General features: G+C 74.2%; 15 protein-coding genes. 8 read left to right on the forward strand and 7 right to left on the reverse strand.

From position 1 onward, the window contains the following. Positions 1 to 64: 64 nt before the first annotated feature. Together ACIQMJ_RS27690 and ACIQMJ_RS27695 are read right to left on the reverse strand one after the other, a co-directional pair. Positions 65 to 700, reverse strand: coding sequence for a hypothetical protein (locus ACIQMJ_RS27690; RefSeq protein ID WP_499763927.1), 636 nt, complete (start codon positions 698 to 700; stop codon positions 65 to 67). 124 nt (positions 701 to 824) lie between these two features. Then, positions 825 to 1,766 carry a 5'-3' exonuclease gene (locus ACIQMJ_RS27695; RefSeq protein WP_499763928.1) on the reverse strand — a complete coding sequence of 314 codons (942 nt, stop codon included), beginning with the start codon at positions 1,764 to 1,766 and terminating at the stop codon, positions 825 to 827. A 438-nt stretch (positions 1,767 to 2,204) separates the two neighbouring features. On the opposite strand from ACIQMJ_RS27695, the gene ACIQMJ_RS27700 reads away from it, so the two are divergent. Both ACIQMJ_RS27700 and ACIQMJ_RS27705 read left to right on the forward strand, forming a co-directional pair. Then, positions 2,205 to 3,332: a M24 family metallopeptidase gene (locus ACIQMJ_RS27700; RefSeq protein ID WP_499763929.1), complete on the forward strand. Its 1,128-nt coding sequence runs from the start codon at positions 2,205 to 2,207 to the stop codon at positions 3,330 to 3,332. Beyond that, on the forward strand, positions 3,329 to 3,778 hold the full coding sequence (locus tag ACIQMJ_RS27705; protein WP_181320534.1) for an Lrp/AsnC family transcriptional regulator: 450 nt from the start codon (positions 3,329 to 3,331) through the stop codon (positions 3,776 to 3,778). Before ACIQMJ_RS27700 ends, ACIQMJ_RS27705 begins: the two co-directional genes overlap by 4 nt. Here the strand turns inward: ACIQMJ_RS27705 and ACIQMJ_RS27710 are convergent, their stop codons facing one another. Then, positions 3,779 to 4,513: a hypothetical protein gene (locus ACIQMJ_RS27710; protein WP_499763930.1), complete on the reverse strand. Its 735-nt coding sequence runs from the start codon at positions 4,511 to 4,513 to the stop codon at positions 3,779 to 3,781. A 43-nt stretch (positions 4,514 to 4,556) separates the two neighbouring features. Further along, positions 4,557 to 5,309 carry an aminotransferase class IV gene (locus tag ACIQMJ_RS27715; RefSeq protein WP_499763931.1) on the reverse strand — a complete coding sequence of 251 codons (753 nt, stop codon included), beginning with the start codon at positions 5,307 to 5,309 and terminating at the stop codon, positions 4,557 to 4,559. A gap of 79 nt (positions 5,310 to 5,388) precedes the next feature. Here ACIQMJ_RS27715 and ACIQMJ_RS27720 point away from each other — a divergent pair, with 79 nt between their 5' ends. Beyond that, the gene (locus ACIQMJ_RS27720) at positions 5,389 to 6,384 is read left to right on the forward strand and encodes a GlxA family transcriptional regulator (RefSeq protein WP_499763932.1); all 996 of its coding nucleotides are present in this window, start codon (positions 5,389 to 5,391) and stop codon (positions 6,382 to 6,384) included. A gap of 13 nt (positions 6,385 to 6,397) precedes the next feature. Beyond that, positions 6,398 to 7,024, forward strand: a complete 627-nt coding sequence (locus ACIQMJ_RS27725) for a DJ-1/PfpI family protein (protein WP_499763933.1) — start codon at positions 6,398 to 6,400, stop codon at positions 7,022 to 7,024. A gap of 209 nt (positions 7,025 to 7,233) precedes the next feature. Here ACIQMJ_RS27725 and ACIQMJ_RS27730 read toward each other — a convergent pair whose 3' ends face one another. Next, on the reverse strand, positions 7,234 to 8,178 hold the full coding sequence (locus tag ACIQMJ_RS27730; RefSeq protein ID WP_499763934.1) for an RNA polymerase subunit sigma-70: 945 nt from the start codon (positions 8,176 to 8,178) through the stop codon (positions 7,234 to 7,236). Between the two features lie 97 nt (positions 8,179 to 8,275). Between ACIQMJ_RS27730 and ACIQMJ_RS27735 the strand changes: the two genes are divergently transcribed. The 4 genes from ACIQMJ_RS27735 to ACIQMJ_RS27750 all read left to right on the forward strand — a co-directional run bounded on the left by ACIQMJ_RS27735 (position 8,276) and on the right by ACIQMJ_RS27750 (position 15,703). Beyond that, positions 8,276 to 9,472 (forward strand): MFS transporter, encoded by a 1,197-nt coding sequence (locus tag ACIQMJ_RS27735; protein ID WP_499763935.1) that lies wholly within the window; start codon positions 8,276 to 8,278, stop codon positions 9,470 to 9,472. 2 nt (positions 9,473 to 9,474) lie between these two features. Further along, the gene (locus ACIQMJ_RS27740; protein WP_499763936.1) at positions 9,475 to 10,629 is read left to right on the forward strand and encodes an MFS transporter; all 1,155 of its coding nucleotides are present in this window, start codon (positions 9,475 to 9,477) and stop codon (positions 10,627 to 10,629) included. A 371-nt stretch (positions 10,630 to 11,000) separates the two neighbouring features. Next, positions 11,001 to 12,326: a GGDEF domain-containing protein gene (locus ACIQMJ_RS27745; RefSeq protein ID WP_499763937.1), complete on the forward strand. Its 1,326-nt coding sequence runs from the start codon at positions 11,001 to 11,003 to the stop codon at positions 12,324 to 12,326. A gap of 113 nt (positions 12,327 to 12,439) precedes the next feature. Beyond that, positions 12,440 to 15,703, forward strand: coding sequence for a hypothetical protein (locus tag ACIQMJ_RS27750; protein WP_499763938.1), 3,264 nt, complete (start codon positions 12,440 to 12,442; stop codon positions 15,701 to 15,703). Here ACIQMJ_RS27750 and ACIQMJ_RS27755 read toward each other — a convergent pair. Further along, positions 15,681 to 16,253: a DUF4865 family protein gene (locus ACIQMJ_RS27755; protein ID WP_499763939.1), complete on the reverse strand. Its 573-nt coding sequence runs from the start codon at positions 16,251 to 16,253 to the stop codon at positions 15,681 to 15,683. The two genes, ACIQMJ_RS27750 and ACIQMJ_RS27755, sit on opposite strands and share 23 nt — an antisense overlap. Positions 16,254 to 16,255: 2 nt before the next feature. Continuing rightward, positions 16,256 to 17,200, reverse strand: coding sequence for a P1 family peptidase (locus ACIQMJ_RS27760; protein ID WP_499763940.1), 945 nt, complete (start codon positions 17,198 to 17,200; stop codon positions 16,256 to 16,258). Positions 17,201 to 17,268 lie beyond the last annotated feature (68 nt).

Below are 17,268 nucleotides of genomic sequence, written 5' to 3' on the forward strand. Positions count from 1 at the left end.
CTGCTCGGGGTACTTCGACTTGCCTGACACGGAGGACATCCTTCCCCCAGAGCGCTGTCTGGGATCAAGGTGTCCGGTTCAAGGGGACAACCTCAAAGCAACACAACACGATCGTGTGCCCCGGAAACACATCGCCGTAAAACCGGAACAACTCCGCCGCCACCCGGGGCCTCCGGTTCGGCGGCACCTGCTCCAACGCCTGCGGAATCCGCGTCGGATCCGACGCCAACACCACCGTGTAGATGTCGTGCGCGAACACCTCCACGCCGCCGTCCGTCCAGTCCATCGACATCGGCGAATCCACCGGCACGACGTGCGAACGCACCGCTTCCACCATCCTGGTGAGCACCTCACCGTCGCGCCCGGCCGACAGGAAGTTCTCCCGCGTCACCCCTACCGCGGGCACGTGGAGCACCATCGCGTTGGGTCCAGCGGCCAAATTCACCGCCCGGTTCTGATACCCGAGCACTTCAACGCGCCCGTGCAACCGATGACCACACCGGCCCGCGTAGAGGATCGTGCCGTCGAACTCGGCATCGTCAGTCGAAACGCACACCCGGCGCACGCTACAGCCGCCACCACCGACCCGGCCCGACCCGGCTCGGCCAACTTCGACCGTCGCCACACCGCCGACCGTCCACTGTCGACCGACCATCACCAGCCACCAGCCACCAGCCACCAGCCACCAGCCACCAGCCACCAGCCGCCGCTCGACCGGCGGCCAGTCGACGGTCGCCGAAGTCAGCGGTCGGCCTCGATGGTTGGGCTCAGTGGTTGGCCGGTGGCAGTCGTCTGCTCGCCGCCGACCGCTTCGTGATGGCGGCTCAGCGGCGCTCCAGCGCGGACAGCAGCCGTGGCAGGGAGCTGCCCAGGCCCCAGCGCCGGGTCAGCTCGGCGACGCGGTCCGGGTCGACGGGGGCGGCGGGCACGAGGTCCGGGCGGTCCATGACGATGTCGGCGTCGGTTGCCACGTTGACCACGGTCGGTGCGACGGCGAGGTAGTCCTGGGCGTTGAGCAGGGCGGTGCGGGCGCGGGTGGTGAGCTTGCGGTCGCGGCCGTCGTGGACTGCGTCGAGGACGGCTTGCAGGGAGCCGAACTCGCTGATCAGCTTCGCCGCGGTCTTCTCGCCGATGCCGGCGACGCCGGGCAGGCCGTCGGACGGGTCGCCGCGCAGCACGGCCATCCCGGCGTACGCGCGCCCGGCGTCGTGCACCGGCAGCGCGTACTTGGCGGCCAACTCCTGCGGCCCGAGCAGCTCCGCCTTCGCCCAGCCGCGGCCGAGGTAGAGGACGCGGACCGGGGTCGGTTCGTCGCGCACGACCTGGAACAGGTCGCGGTCGCCGGTGATGACCTCTACCGGGTCGGTGGTCTCGCGGGCGGCGAGGGTGCCGATGACGTCGTCGGCTTCGTAGCCGGCGGCCTCGGCGGTCGCGATGCCCACGGCGTCCAGCACGTCGAGGATGATCGGCACCTGCGGGGTGAGGGTGTCGGGCACCTCTTCCTCGCCGTCGACGGCGCCTTCGGCGACGCGGTGGGCCTTGTAGGACGGGAGGGCGGCGACGCGGAACTCCGGGCGCCAGTCGGCGTCCAGGCAGGCGACCAGGCGGCTCGCCTTCCGCTCGGTGATGACCTTCGCGATCGTGTCGACGAACCCGCGCACCGCGTTGACCGGGGTGCCGTCCGGGGCGGTCATCGACTCGGGCAGCGCGTAGAACGCCCGGAAGTACAGGCTGGCGGCGTCCATCAGGACCAGCGGATTGCTCACCTGGGACAGCTTGCCAGAGACCTCCGACATCGCGGGTCGCCCGCTCTGGTCCTGTGGATAACTCCCGGCGGCAGGTTCTTTGGGCGGTGCGCTTCCGGTGGTCTGTCGTTCCGGGCTGGTGGATAACTCCGTTGAGTGCGGGTGGGGGGTAGGGGGTGCGGGTGGGATTGGGATTGGGGAGGGGGATGGCGGGTGGGGTTGGGGAGGGGTGGCGGGGTTCGGGTGTGGGGGTGGTTGCCGGCGGCCTCGTTGTTTCAACCGACGTTTGACAGGTTCGGTAACGGCGTTTTGGGGGATCGGGTTTCTGAGGTTCACCCGTTGGGGGAGGGCGGGGGAAGAAAAAGGCTGGTCGGGGTGGAAGTGGCTCGAACGGGGGAGAACGGTGGGGTGTGGTGGCTTGTGGCGTGGGATGGGGCTCGCACGACTAGGCTTCCTCCTATGTCGACCCAAGTTGGGCCCGTGGACGTGGACGCGCTGAGGGCGCGGCTCGACCGAGCCGCTGCCGCCGCCTCCATCGCGGGCGTTGACGCGTTGCTCATCGCGCCCGGTTCGGATCTGCGCTACCTCCTCGGTGCCGGTGGGACGTCGTTCGAGCGGTTGACCTGTCTGGTGGTGCCGGTCGGGGGGACGCCGGTCCTGGTGGTGCCCAAGTTGGAGCAGCCCGGTTACGTCGACATCCCCACCGACGCGCTCGGGGTCGAAGTGGCCACGTGGGTCGACGGCGAAGATCCGTACGCGCTGGTCAAGCGGGCGTTGAAGGGTACTCGGACGGCCGTCTCCGACATGATGCCCGCGCTGCACACGTTGCGGTTGCGCGACGTGGTGGGCGGGGACCAGGTGTTGGCCGGGCCCGTGTTGCGAGAGCTGCGGATGCGCAAGGACCCCGCCGAGGTGGCCGCGTTGCGCAAGGCGGGCGCGGCGATCGACCGGGTGCACGCCCGCATGGCCGAGTGGCTGCGCCCCGGGCGCACGGAGGCCGAGGTGGGTGCGGACATCGCGGCGGCGATCGTGGCCGAGGGGCACGTGCTGGCGGAGTTCGTCATCGTCGCCTCCGGCCCGAACGGCGCGTCGCCGCACCACGACCTTTCCGACCGCGTGATCGAGGCGGGCGACGTGGTGGTGGTCGACATCGGCGGTCCTGTGGCAGAGGGCTACAACTCCGACTCCACCCGCAACTACGTGCTCGGCGAGCCGCGTGACGCGGACGTGTGGGAGACCTACGCGGTTCTTCAGGCGGCGCAGCAGGCGGCCGTCGAGGCCGTGCGGCCCGGTGTCACGTGCGAAGCGGTCGACGCGGCGGCGCGCGACATCATCGCCGACGCGGGTTTCGGCGAGTACTTCGTCCACCGCACGGGCCACGGCATCGGGCTGGACGTGCACGAGGACCCCTACATCGTCAGCGGCAACGACCTGCCGGTGGAGCCGGGCATGGCGTTCAGCGTCGAACCCGGCATCTACCTGCCCGGCCGGTGGGGCGCGCGGATCGAGGACATCGTGATCGCGACCGCCGACGGCGTGGAGAGCGTCAACAACCGACCGCACGAGCTGGTGGTGTTGCCCGCGTGACGAACCTGGAGCCGATAGACCGGGCGATCCTGCGCGAACTGGCCGCCGACGGCCGGTGCAGCTTCACCGACCTCGCCGAACGGGTGGGGCTGAGCGTGTCGGCCGTGCACCAGCGGGTGCGGCGGCTGGAGCAGCGCGGCGTGGTGCGCGGCTACGCGGCGCGGCTGGACGGCGACGAGATCGGCCTGCCGCTGACCGCGTTCATCTCGCTGACCCCGATCGACCCGGCGGCTCCCGACGACTACCCGAAACGGCTGGAGCACCTGCCGCAGATCGAGGCGTGCTACTCGGTGGCCGGGGACGCGTCGTACGTGCTGCGGGTGCGGGTCGCGTCGCCGCACGCGTTGGAGGAGCTGCTCCGGCAGATCCGCGAGGTGGCGAACGTGTCCACCCGCACCACCGTGGTGCTGTCCACCCCGTACGAGGACCGGCCGCCGGCGGTCTGATCAGAACAGGCGCGCCCACGTGTCCGCGAACGGGCGCAGCACGTCGCGGTCGCGGCGGCCGGGCGCGGCCGGCAGGAAGCGTTCGACCTCCTCGTCGGTCGCGGGCCGCACCACGAGCCGCGGGGACGCGTCGAACGCGCCGACCGGGGCCGATGGCGTGTACCGGTAGGTCACCCGGTCCTGGTCGACGCTCAACGACGGGAACAGGTACCCCTCCGGCGTGGCGATCAGCAGCACACCACCGGGAACCCCGGCGTTCCGGATGCGGGACGCCGGGTCGTCGGCGGGCATCGTCGTGGGGAACCACAGGCCGAAGGCCACGGCGGCGACGGTCACCGCGACGGCCGCGAGCCGCACCGCCAGGCCGTGCGCCAGCATCGCCGCGACCAGCGCGAACGGCGTCCCGACGGCGGGCAGCACGAGCCACGTCGGCGGCTTGGCGGGCGTGCTCGCCTCGACCACCGCGTGGTAGAACACGGCCCCGACCAGCCCGAGCACGGTCACCAGCGCCGCCCAGCCGACCCGGCGCAGCGGCCCGGCCGTCAAGGGGCTGCCGGCCGGGACGAGCGTGCCGACCAGGTACACCACGACGAACGGGCCGAGCATGCCGACGCCGACCAGCGCGGCGCTCCCGACGAAGAACCCGAACAGCACCAGCCAGCCCACGAACGCCGCGGACAGCCCCGTCACGACCCACACCGCGGCGATCTGCGACGGCACCCGGTAGTCGATCACGCGCCCACGCTCCCGCGACCGGGGCGTGGCGGCATCGGTGGATCTACTCAACCGGGTCGGCGGGGACCGCGTCGTAGGCGGCCCGGACGCGGTCCAGCGCCGGGTCGTCCACCGGGTACTCGACGTCGTCGATCCGCGACACGCCCACCAGGCCGATCGAGTTGGCCAGGAACGCGCCGCGGTAACGGCCCACGTCGGCCAGCCGCACCACCTCGCGGCGTGTCGGCAGCTCCCGTTCCAGCAGCTGCATCGTGATGCCGTGCAGCCAGTCGGCCCGCGGCCACACCACGCCGCCGTCGTGGTCGAAGAACCCGATGTTGGCGATCGCGCCCTCCACCACCACGCCGTCGGACGTGGTGAGCAGCGCGTCGTCGTAACCGGCCTGCTCGGCGCGCTTGCCGTGGTGGATCTGGCCGAAGCCGCCGACGTGCTTCACGTGCGGCAACGGGCGGGTGTAGGTGACCGGCACGAGGCGCTGCGGCGTCACCGGGGGCGTGGTCGGCGGGCGCACCGCGACCAGCACCGACGGCTCGCCCAGGCCGAACACGACGACCCGCACGGCCGCGTCGCGCACGTCGCCCAGCGCGTGGGCGATCAGGGCGCGGACGTGGTCGCCCGCCAGGCCCGCGCCGTACAGCTCGCGGTTGGCCGCGTCGAGCCGCCGCAGGTGCAGGTCCAGACCCTTCACCCGGCGGTCGCGGACCTGCATCGCGGTGAAGTGCCCGTAGTTGGCCAGCAGGCCGGCCGCCAGCCGGTCGGTGGTCGGCGGTCCGCCGTCGATCTCGATCCTCAGCACGGTCGCCGACCGTAGCGTGGCCGGAATCGAGGGTCGCCGGTCGTTGCCGCCCTCATCGGAGGGGGAGAGGGTGAGTGGTGTGGAACGCGAGGTCCTGGTGGTCGGGTACGACGGCGCGGCGCTGACCGACATCGCGGGTCCGGCGGACGTGTTCGCCGGCGCGAACCGGGCGTGCACCGCCGACCCGCCGCGCGACGGCCGGGGGACGCCCGACGGCTACCGCGTGCGGTTGGCGGCGATGGGTGGTGGCGGGTTCGAGGTGACCGGCGGGCTGCGGATGGAGGCCGAGGACCTGCGGGAGGTGTCCGGAGGGGTGGACACGGTCCTGGTCGTCGGCGGCTTCACGTTCGCCGACGCCGCCCGTGACGCCGAGCTGCGCCACCACCTGCGGCGCGTCGCGGCCGGCGCGCGGCGGGTGGCCAGCGTGTGCACGGGCGCGTTCGTGCTGGCCGCGTCCGGGCTGCTGGACGGCGCCCGCGCCACCACGCACTGGGCGTACTGCGACCGGCTCGCCGCCGAGCACCCGTCGGTGGACGTGGTGCCGGACGCGATCTACGTGCGGCACGGGCGGCTGGTCACGTCCGCCGGCGTCACCGCGGGCATCGACCTCGCGCTGGCCCTGGTGGAGCAGGACCACGACGCCGCGCTGGCCCGGCTGATCGCCCGCTGGATGGTGGTGTTCCTGCAGCGCCCCGGCGGCCAGTCGCAGTTCAGCGTCCGGTCGCGGGTGCCGCCCGTGCGGGAGCCCGGCCTGCGGGCCGTGCTGGACGCGATCACCGACGACCCGGCCGCCGGGTGGACGGTCGAGGGGATGGCGCGCCGGGCCGCGATGAGCCCGCGCCACTTCGCGCGCGTGTTCCCGCGCCGCGTCGGCGTGTCACCCGCCCGGTACGTGGAGCGGGTGCGCGTGGAGGCGGCGGCGACCGCGCTGGAGTCCGGCGACGAGGGGCTGGACGTCGTGGCCAGGCGCGCCGGGTTCGGCTCGGCGGAGACGCTGCGCCGGGCTTTCGTGCGGGTGCTCGGCGTGACGCCGGGCGGGTACCGCGACAGGTTCCGCACCACCGGTGCGGCTTAGGAGGGGGATCGACGTGGACGTGGCTTTCGTGCTCTACCCGAGGATGACCGCGCTCGACCTGGTCGGGCCGTACGAGGTGCTGGCCCACCAGCCGGAGGTGACCGCGCACTTCGTGGCCGCCTCGCCCGACCCGGTGACCACCGACGCGGGGCTGGTGGTCGTGCCGACGACGACGTTCGCCGAGCTGCGCCGCGCGGACGTGATCGTCGTGCCCGGCGGCGGTGGCTGGGCGGAGGTGCTGGCCGAGGGCGTGGTGGCGGCGTGGCTGCGGGAGGTGCACCCGACCGCGACCTGGACCACGTCGGTGTGCAGCGGGTCGACGCTGCTGGCGCAGGCGGGCGTCCTCGACGGCCGGCCCGCGACCACGCACTGGGCGTTGCGCGACGAGCTGGCCGCCCGCGGCGCGGTGGTGCGCACCGACCGGGTGGTCGTCGACGGGTCCGTGGTCACCGGCGCCGGGGTCTCGGCCGGGATCGACTTGGCGCTCACCCTCGTCGGCCTGCTCTGGGGCGACGAGCGGGCCCGGTTCACCCAGCTGTTCATCGAGTACGACCCCGAGCCGCCCCACGAGGTCGAGGTGCCCGCGGAGCCGCCCGCCGACCTCGTCGCCTTCGCCAGGGGCGTGTTCGCCGGGCGCTGACCGGGTTATCGCGACCAGCACGGCGGGCCGCCCGCCGTGCCGGCGCAGGACCCGCAGCGGCAGGCCCGCCAGCGCCAGCACCGAGCCCTCGGCGAACAGCTCGCCGTCCAGGTCGAGCGTGCCGCTGAGCACGACCACCAGCGCGTCACGCCACTCGCCGGGGTCGTAGGGCCGCTCGTCGGCCACGGTGACCAGCCTGACGTCGAAGGTCACAGCGTCGCGGGCAGGCCGAAGAGCGGGAACCGGTCCGACGGGAACGTGACGACCTCCGCGATCTCGTCGCCCTCGACGCGCAGCACGTCCAGCGCCACCGGCGTGAAGTGCTCGGCACCGGGCCTGCGGGCGTAGTTGGCCAGCGCCGGCTGCCGGTTCGCCCACGTCACCAGCACCTTCCACTCGCCGAACGCCTCCGGGCCCACCATGACCGGCGTCCAGATGTCGATCACGGTGTCCCGGCCCCGGTGCCACTCGGGCTGCGGCGGCATCGTCCACGTGACGTCCTCGCGCAACGCGGAGGCCATCAGCGCCATGTCGCAGCTCTCGGTGGCCTCGACCAGCTTGCGCACCACGGCCTTCTCGCGCGGGTTCGGCTCGCCCGACCAGTCGGACCGCCGTTGCGGCAGGTGCTTGCGCATGGTGACGCGGGCGCGTTGCAGCGCGCTGTTCACCGCGGGCACCGTCTCCTCCAGCAACGCCGCCGTCTCGCTCGCCGGCCAGCCCAGCACGTCCCGCAGCACCAGCACCGCCCGCTGCTTGGCGGGCAGGTGCTGCACCGCGGCCAGGAACGCCAGCTCGATCGTCTCCCGCGCCACCACCTCCGCGTCCGGCTCGGCGTCCAGCAGGGCGTCCGGGAACGGCTGCAACCACGGCACGTCCGCCACCGGCATCCCGTCGGTGGTGGCGTGCGCGGGACGGCGGTCGATCACGTCGAGGCACGCGTTCGTGGCGATCCGGTACAGCCACGCGCGGAACGACGACCGCCCTTCGAACGTGTCGCGGGCCCGCCACGCCTTGAGGAACGTCTCCTGCACCAGGTCCTCGGCCTCGTCGAACGAGCCGAGCAGCCGGTAGCAGTGCACCCGCAGCTCGTGCCGGTGCCGTTCGGCCTCTTGCGTGAAGGCCACCGTCATCCGCGCAACCTCGCTCATGCTCACCCTCCGGGCTTGTACGGTGACGTGCCGGTCGCACGCCGCACAACTTGAGACGGCGCGCGCCCGGGGAACTCATCGGTCGCGTCGGATCGGGGGAGCGGTGGTCGGGGGCACGGGGTTCCGCGCGGTGTTCGCGGTGCCGGAGTTCCGGGTGCTGTGGTCGGCGGCGGTGCTGTCGACCGTCGGCGACCAGTTGGCCCGGGTGGCGTTGTCGGTGCTGGTGTTCCAGCGCACCGGGTCGGCCGCGTGGACGGCGCTGACCTACGCGTTGACGATGCTGCCCGCGCTGGTGTCGGGCGTGCTGCTGACCGGCCTGGCCGACCGGTACCCGCGGCGGACCGTGATGGTGGTCGCCGACGCGGTGCGGGCCGTGCTGCTGGCCGTGATGGCGGTGCCGGGCGTGCCGCTGCCCCTGGTCGCCGCGCTGCTGGTGGTCGCGCAGCTCGCCGAACCGCCTTTCGCCGCCGCCCAGGGCGCGCTGCTGCCGACCGTGCTGGGGGAGCGGTACGAGGCCGGGCAGTCCGTGCACCTGATCACGCACCAGGCGGGGCTGCTGCTCGGGTTCGTCGGCGGCGGGCTGGTGGTGGCGTGGCTGGGCACGTCCGGGGCGCTGCTGGCGGACGCGCTGACGTTCGCGCTGTCGGCGCTGCTGCTGCGGTTCGGCTTGCGGAAACGCCCCGCGCCGGCGTTCGTGCCCGCCGCGCACGTGCGCATCCGGGCCGGGGCCGCGCTGGTGTGGCGGGACCGGAGGCTGCGGCTGCTGGTGGGCCTGGGGTGGTTGGCGCTGTTCACCGTGGTGCCGGAAGGGCTGGCCGCGCCGTTCTCGGCGGAGGTCGGGGCGGGTGCGGCGGGTGTCGGCCTGCTGCTGGCCGCCGACCCGGCCGGCATGGTGCTGGGCACCGTGCTGCTGCGGTTCCTGCCCGCGTCCACGCGCGTGCGGCTGCTCGGCCTGCTGGCCGTCGCCACCGCGTTGCCGCTGGTCGGGTACCTGTTCGCGCCGAACCTCGTGGGCGCGGTGGCGCTGCTGGCGGTGAGCGGGGTGTTCAGCGCCTACCAGGTGACGGCGGGCGCGACGTTCGTCCGCCTGGTGCCCGACGAGCAGCGCGGCCAGGCGCTGGGCTTCGCCCGCAGCGGCCTGGTCGCCGCGCAGGGCCTCGGCGTCGCCGCGGGCGGCCTGCTGGCCTCCGCCACGGGCTCCGCGACCACCGCCATCGCCGTCGCGGGCGTCGCGGGCACCGTCCTGGCGCTCACCGCCACCACCGCGTGGTCCCGCGTCGCTCCCGCCGCGGTCGCCTGACGGTGCTCAGGCGCAACCGGTCGTTCCTGCTGCTGTGGGCCGGGCAGTCGGTGTCGCTCGTCGGGTCGCAGGTCACCGTGGTGGCGGTGCCGCTGGTGGCGGCGCTGACGCTGGGCGCGGGGGCGTTCGAGGTCGGGCTGGTGGCGGCGTGCGGGCGGTTGCCGTACCTCGTGTTCGGGTTGCCGGCCGGGGTGTGGGTGGACCGGTTGCCGCGGCGGGTGGTGGCCGGGGTGTGCGCGGTCGGGCAGGCGGTGAGCCTCGCGGTCGTGCCGGTGGCCGCCGGGCTCGGGGTCCTGACGGTCGGGGTGCTGGCCGCGGTGGCGGCGCTGGCGGGGACGTTCGCGGTGTTCGGGGACATCGCCGGGCTGGCGCTGGTGCCCATGGTGGTGCCGGCCGCGCAGTTGACGCGCGCCCAGGGCGTGGTCGAGGTGGGGCAGGCCACGGCGCAGGTCGCGGGACCCGCGTTGGGCGGGTGGCTGGTCGGGGCGATCACGGCGGCCGGCGCGCTGGTGGCCGACGCGGTCAGCTTCCTCGTCGCGGCCGTGACGTTGCTGTGGGTGCGGGTGGTGGAACGGCCGCAGGCCGGCGCGGGCGTGTGGGCCGGGGTGCGGGCCGTGTTCGGGCACCAGGGGCTGCGGCGGGTCACGTTGTGCACGGCGACCCACGTCTTCTGGTTCAACGCCTTCACCGTCGTGGTGCTCCTGCACCTGGTCTCGGCGTTGGGGCTGTCCGCGGCGCAAGCCGGGGTGACGCTGTCCGTCGGCGCGGTCGGAGGGCTGCTCGGCGCTCTCGTCGCGGCCCGGTTGGGTGAGCGGTGGGGCCGGCGGCGGACGATGGCCGGCGCCGTCGTGGCCACCGGCGCGGGGCAGGCGCTGGTCGCGGTGGACCAGCTCGTGATCGGCGCGGTGGCGGTGATGTGGTTCGCGCTCCAGCTCTACAACGTGCACCAGGTGCCGGTGCGGTACGAGGCGACGCCCGCCGCGCTGCACGGCCGGGTCAACGCGACCATCCGCACCGCCGTCTGGGGCACCGCGCCCGCGGGGGCGCTGGTGGGCGGCCTGCTCGGCGACGCCGTCGGCCTGCGCGCCACGCTCGTGCTCAGCGGCATCGGCGCCGCGACGGCGTGCCTGTGGCTGGTGCGGGCGCGCGTCGGCTGACCGCGCCGGCCGCGGGAGTGGCAGTGCTCACCGCGGCCCGCACGTGCTCCAGGGCGTTGTCGTCGGTCAGGGCTCCGGGTCTTCACCAGATCTTGTCGCGCATGGCGGCGCACCTCCCCTCGACGTGGCTCGCGATCGGCCCGCGGAACCGGGCATCCGGGGGATCACCAGATCTTGTCGCGCACAACCACACCTCACTCCCGTCTCGACACCTCGCCGACCTGCGGTTTCACCAGATCTTGTCGCGCACCGCGCTCACCTCCCCGCGGGGTGCGTCACCCCGGTAGCGGCTGACATCGACACAGGTCACCATTACTGTGACCCTCCGTCCGGACGCCAGGGCGGTCCGGGGCAGACGGTCGTGAGGAACCATGGGCAGAGCGCGTTCGACGTCGTCGGGCGATCGACGCTGGTCACTATGGTCCCTGCCGGGGCAGGCCCTGGTGTACGTGCTGTCGGTGGATCTGCTCGCCGTCCTCGCGATCGCCGCCACCGCTGCCCGGCCCGTGCCCGCCGACTCCTGGACCCCGTTCGCCGTCCTGCTCGGCTGCGCCGCGCTGCACCTGCACAGCTCCCGCTGGATCGAGCGCATCCGCCGCGACCACAGCCACCTGCCGCACGTCGACCTGTGCAGCATCTGGATGCTGGCCGGCGCGATCGTGCTGCCGCCCGCGCTCGCCGTCGCGCTCGTCGTGCTGATGTACGCGCACCGGTGGTGGGTCGTCGGCCGCTGGGACGCCTCACGCCCACCGCACCGCAACGTGTTCACCACGTCGATGATGGTGCTGGCCACGCTCGCCGCGAGCACCGCGGCGGACCTCACCGGCCTGCGCGACCACCTGCGCGCCGGGCGGCCCGACGGCCCGCTCGACCTCGTCGGCCTGGTCGGCGCGGGCGCGGCGCAGTGGCTGGTCAACACCGCCCTGGTGGCCGGCGTGATCCTGCTGACCGTCCGGCCCCGCCCGGTGCGCGACGCCCTCGGCAGCGGCGCGGACAACCTGCTCGAAGCGGGCCAGCTCGCGCTGGGCGGCTTCGTCGCCCTCGCCGTGGCGTGGTGGCCCGGGTTCGCGCTGCCGATGGTCGTCGCCGCCGTCGCCCTGCACCGCACCGTGCTCATCCACCAGTTGGAGCTGGCCGCCCGCACCGACACCAAGACCGGCCTGCTCAACGCCGAGGCTTGGCACCTCCAGGCCACGCTGGAGCTGCAGCGCACCCGCCAGCAGCCGCCCGGCGCGCGCGTCGGCCTGTTCATGATCGACGTCGACCACTTCAAGGACATCAACGACACCCACGGCCACCAGACCGGCGACCTGGTGCTGCGGCGCATCGCGACGGCGCTGGAGGGCGCGGTCCGGCGCGGCGACTCGGTCGGCCGCTTCGGCGGCGAGGAGTTCGCCGTGCTGCTGCCCGGCGTCGACCACGAGGAGGCCGTGGCCATCGCCGAGCGGATGCGCTCGGAGGTGCACCGGGTGCTCGTGGACGTCGGCGACGGCGGCGTGGTCGCCGGGCTCACCGTCAGCATCGGCATCGCGGTGTGGCCCGAGGTCGCCGAGGACACCGTGTCCGGACTGCTCGCCGCGGCGGACGCGGCGCTGTACGAGGCCAAGCGGCTCGGCCGCGACCAGGTGCAGGCGGCGGGCAGGCACCGCCGCGCCCGGTGGACGCCCGCGGCCCGCTCTGAACGCCCCGGGGTGTAACAACCGCGACTACCCGGCGGATCTGCTACAGGTCGGGCCCTCCGGTGGCGTAGTTTCTGCCCGCCACCTCCTTTACCCGGTGGACACTCCTCGCTTGCAAGGGTCGTGAGCCAGTGGACCTCGGTGCTCCGCACGGAATCCGCTTCCGCTTCGAAGCGGGGCTGCTGCGTGCCGTCCTGCTCGACGTGCACGGCAAAGCGCCCGTCGACGCGGGCGAGGAGCTGACCGCCGAGGCGGGCGCGCGGGACCTGCTGGTCGAGGAGACCCGGGACGCCGACGTGCGCGCGGTGCTGCGGCTGCGGTTCGACCTGCCCGCGCCCGCCCGCTGGCGGCTCGCCGTGGACGCGCCCGCCACCGCCACCGACGACGGGGTGTCGTTCGCCCTGTCGCACTCGGTGACGCTGCGCGTGTCCGGCTCCGAGCCGTGCGAGGTCGAGGACGGCGGGGTGGCCGTGCGGCTGCCCGCGGGCCGGTCCGACCTGGACGTCACCGTGATCAGCGAACCCGTGTTCCAGGTCGGCGACACGGTCGTGGTGTGCCGGCCGGACCAGGTGCGCGAAGCCGCGGTGGTGGTGTCGTGCCTGCCCGCGGACCGCGTCACGCCCGTCGTCGCGCTGCGGCCCCCGGACTCCTCCTCGCACCGGCACGACCGGCTGCTGGCCTCCCTGCTCGGCGCCACGGGCGTGCGCCGCGCGGTGTTCCTCGCCGAACCCGACACCGACGTGTTCCCCGACCTGCCCGAACGCCTGCACCTGCCGTGCGAGGACCCCGTCGGGCTGACCGCCAAGGCGTGGGAGGTGCTGCGCGGCGGCGAGCCCGAGCGCACGCTGGACGTCGCGCCCGACGCCGACTTCGTCGCCGCCCTGTTCACCGCCCTTCGCACGGGCGCGGCGCTGCGCGTGGACGACGACGCGCCGCCCGTGCCGTTCGAGGGGCACAACCCGGACGACGGCGACGAAGCCGTGCTGGTCGAGCGCACCGGCGGGGTGGACGACCTGGTGGCCGCGGTGTACGCGCACCACCGCGGCGCGCGGCTGGTGATCACGCCCGAGCCGGACCTGGTCGAGGTGGGCTCGGTGGTGGCCGAGGAGCAGGAGCGGGTCACCGCGGCGGCCGGGGCGATCGGCGACGCGGTGAAGGGCATCGGGTTCGTCGAGGCGCTGTGGCGGTACCTGTCCTCCGGCGGCCACGACCCGTACGCGGCGGTCGAGGCGGTGGTCACCGCGCAGGTGCCCGCCGAGGTCGTCGCCCGCGTCGGCGACCGCCGGCTGACCGCGTTCACCACGGGCCTGCCCTACTCGTTCGTGCACACCGAGGACGTGAACTGGGCGCGCAAGCCCATCGGGCACGTGGTGGCCGACCCGACGCTGGTCGTGCTCACCGAGCTGCACCGGGCGGGCGCGGCGCGCGAGCCCGGCGCGTTCAGCCTGGTGGTCGACGCCGGGGCGTTCCGCGAACTGCCGGGCACGGCCGCGTCGCCGGGCCACCACACGCACCCGATCGTGCTGTCCCACCAGGACGCCTCGCCGCAGGTGGTGCGCGACCTCGTCGCGGACCTGCCGGTCGAGCTGGTGTTCTTCAACTGCCACGACGCCGACGACGCGATCGTGCTGGGCGAGGACACGCTGCCGGACGACGACCTGCCCGTGACGCTGCGGCACCGGCCGATCGTGTTCAACAACTCGTGCCGCTCGTGGACGCGGCTGGGCCGCGAGTTCGTCCGCGCCGGCGCGCGCGGCTACATCGGCACCCTGTGGACCATCCCGCCCAACCTCGCCGCCGGGTTCGCCCGCACCGTCGTGCGGCGGCTCACCGCCGAGGAGACGCCCGCCGCCCGCGCCATCGTCAACACCGGCACGCCCGGCGGCATCGAGCGGTCCTACCTGTACGTCGGCACGGTCAACGGCAGGCTGGACGAGTGGCGCGACCGGTCCACCACCGACGCCGAGGCCGCGCTGACCGGGTGCGAGCTGCTGGCCGCCGCCGCCCGCGACTGCGCCGACCCGCTCGCACCCGTGCTGCACCGGGAGCTCACGGCGCTGCGCGAGGTCGCCGAGACCGGCGCGGTCGCCGACAGCCCGTCCTACGCGGACGTGCTGCTGGCCGAGCTGAGGCTCGAGGACGACGACGAGCGGGCCGCCGCCCTGGTCGAGCGGGTCGACGCCCTGCTGACCGGGCTGGACCTGCCCGACGACGAGCTGGAAGCCCTGTGGGCGACCAGGTTCGAGCTGACCGGCGCCCGGTCCGAGCGGCGCGGGGAATACGGGGCCGCGCTCGCGGACTTCGAACGGTGTGTGGGCTTGGGCGACGCGTGCCGCGACCGAGCGGACGTCCTGCTGCGGATGGCGAGGCTGCTGATGCGCGAAGGCAGAACCGACGAAGCCGGCCAGGCGGCGCGGTTGGCGTACGACGACCACCGCACCCGACGGGACCGACCCGGGCAGCTGGAGTCGATCACCCTGCTCGACGGCCTCGGCGACGCCGACCCCGACACCGCCCTGCGCTACGCGGTCGAGGGCCACGACCTGGCCGAGGAGCTGGGCGAACGGGCCCGGCAGGCCGCGTTCAAGCTCGCCGAGTGCGACCGCCGCCGCGAGCGGGGCGAGCTGGCCGAGGCGATCGAGGCGGGGTCGCGGGCCGTGGAGCTGTTCCGCGACCTCGGTGACGACCGGCAGGAGCTGGCCGCGCTGCGCCGGCTCGGCGCGTGCCACCGGGACCGGGGCGACCTGGAGACCGCGCAGCACTACGCCGCAGTCGGCCTGGCCCGCGCCGAGCAGGTCGGCGCGGCGGCCGAGGTGGCGTCGTTCCACGACGACCTGGGCGGCGTTCTCACCGCGCGCGGCGAGCACGGGCCGGCGTTGGGGCATTACCGGCACGCCGTGTCGAAGCTCGTCGCCACCGGCGCGTGGGAGCGCGGCGCGGAGCTGCTGCCGCACCTGGCCGTCGGCGCGGTGCGGGCGCGCGACCCGGAGGCGCTGTGGACCGCGGCGCTGAGCGGCGGGCTGATCTGCGAGGTCGCGCCGCGCGAGGTGTGGGCGTCGGTGCTGCCGCTGGTGGTCGACTCGATGAAGCGGGCGATCGAGACCGGGCCGCTGGAGCTGACCCAGCGCGGCATGACCGACTTCGCCAGCGCGGTCACCGCGGGACGGCGCGAGGACATGCCGTTCCAGGTGGGGCTGCTCGCCGACGTGGTGGTCGTGCTGCTGGCGTGGCTGATGGACCGCGTCGACGGGCACATCCTGGCGTTCGCCCGCGAGCTGGACCGCACCAGCGGCGGCGTGCTCGACCTGGTCGGCTACCTGTCCGTGCCCTACGCCGACCGGGCCCGCGACCCCGGGACGGGCCGGACGCGGGCTACCAGTGGCGGCCCGCGCTGAGGTCGTCCAGCTCCGGCCGGGACAGGTGCAGCACCCGGAAGCGGACCTCCGCCTCCGGCGCCGCGCTCCACAGGCTGAAGTGCACCAGCTCCCAGTTCCGGGGGTCGACGGCCAGCGCGGTGCAGTGCAGCGCGGGGTCGTCCTTGAGGCGCGCGAGCTCGTCGAGGGCCTCGTCGATCGCCTCGGTCGGGTCGCTGAACGCGGGCAGCCGCCACGTGCGCTTGGTCGCCGCCGTCGGTTCGGCGGCCGTGCCGCGCTCGAAGGCGAGGCCGGTCCAGTGCTGCACGGTGGGACGGCCGAAGTCGGTGATGATGCCCCGGAACCCCGGACCCCACAGGAAGCTGTTCATGCCCTCGACGGCGCGCCACAGGTAGAACGGGGCGTACTGGTTCACCGGCGACCCGTCGACACCGCGTTCCCGCACGCAGTAAGCCTTCAACCCCAGCCCGGGGAACGCGTCCAGCGCCGAGCCGCGCGTGGCGACCCTGGTGCGGATGATGCCCATGTCGTAGTCGGCGGGCAGGGTGATCTCGTAGTGCATGGCGTGCATGGTCAGTTCCCCCGGTAGGTGGCGGCGGTGCGCGGGTAGAGCTCCCGGTACGCCGGGAGGTGACCCCACGGCGTGGTGACGGACTGGGCGCGGAGCAGGCCGTGGACCAGCGCCCGCGCGAACACCGCCCGTGCGGCGGCGAGCAGCAGGTCGACGTCGCCCGCGTCGTGGGTGCCGGTCGAGGTGGCGAACACCGTGTCGCCGTCGGTCAGGCCGTGCGCCGGCCGGACGGCGGTCGCGAGGCCGTCCTGCGCGGCGTTGGCCAGGGCGAACAGGTGCGGAAGGCGGGCGTTCGTGGCGACCACGCCGATGACGGTGTTGAACGGCTGGGCGTGGCCCTCGACCCGGGCCGCCTCCAGGTCGTCACCCTGGTAGGTGGGGAACTCGCCGGGCAGGCCGAGGTGCGCGGCGAACGGCAGGCCGGTGCCCACGTCGACCGACGGGCCGACCGCGTTGAGCGCCGCGACCGCGCCGACGACGACGCCACCGGGCAGCACGGCGCTCGCCGTGCCCAGGCCGCCCTTCACCGCGGCGTTCAGCGCGCCGGTGCCCGCGCCGACGTTGCCCTGGGCCACCTCGACCCCCGCGTTCCGCACCGCCTCGGCACCCTCGTCGGCCCCCGGCCGGGCCAGGAAGTCACCACCGCGCCCGAGGTCGAACAACGCCGCCGCGGGCACGAACGCCCCCAACTCCCGCGCCGCCCCGTCCGCCACCGCCAACCCGTACGCGCTGCCACCGGTCAACACGACACCGCGCACCGCGTGCCCGCCGTACCGGGGATCGAGCGCGGCGGTGTCCCGCGTCGCCGGCGCGCCACCCCGGACGTCCACAGTGGACAGCGACCCGGTCGGGAACAGCACGGCCGTGACACCGGTCAACGCACCGCCACCGACCCGCGTGGCGTGCCCGACCAGCACTCCCGGCACATCGGTGATCGCGTTCCGCACGCCGTCGATGCTACGACCGGCACGCACCGGCGGACTCGCGGGCCCACCGCGGATCCTCAGCCGTCCCG

The sequence above is a fragment of the Actinosynnema sp. NPDC091369 genome (genome assembly GCF_044757065.1).
Taxonomy (GTDB): Bacteria; Actinomycetota; Actinomycetes; order Mycobacteriales; family Pseudonocardiaceae; genus Actinosynnema.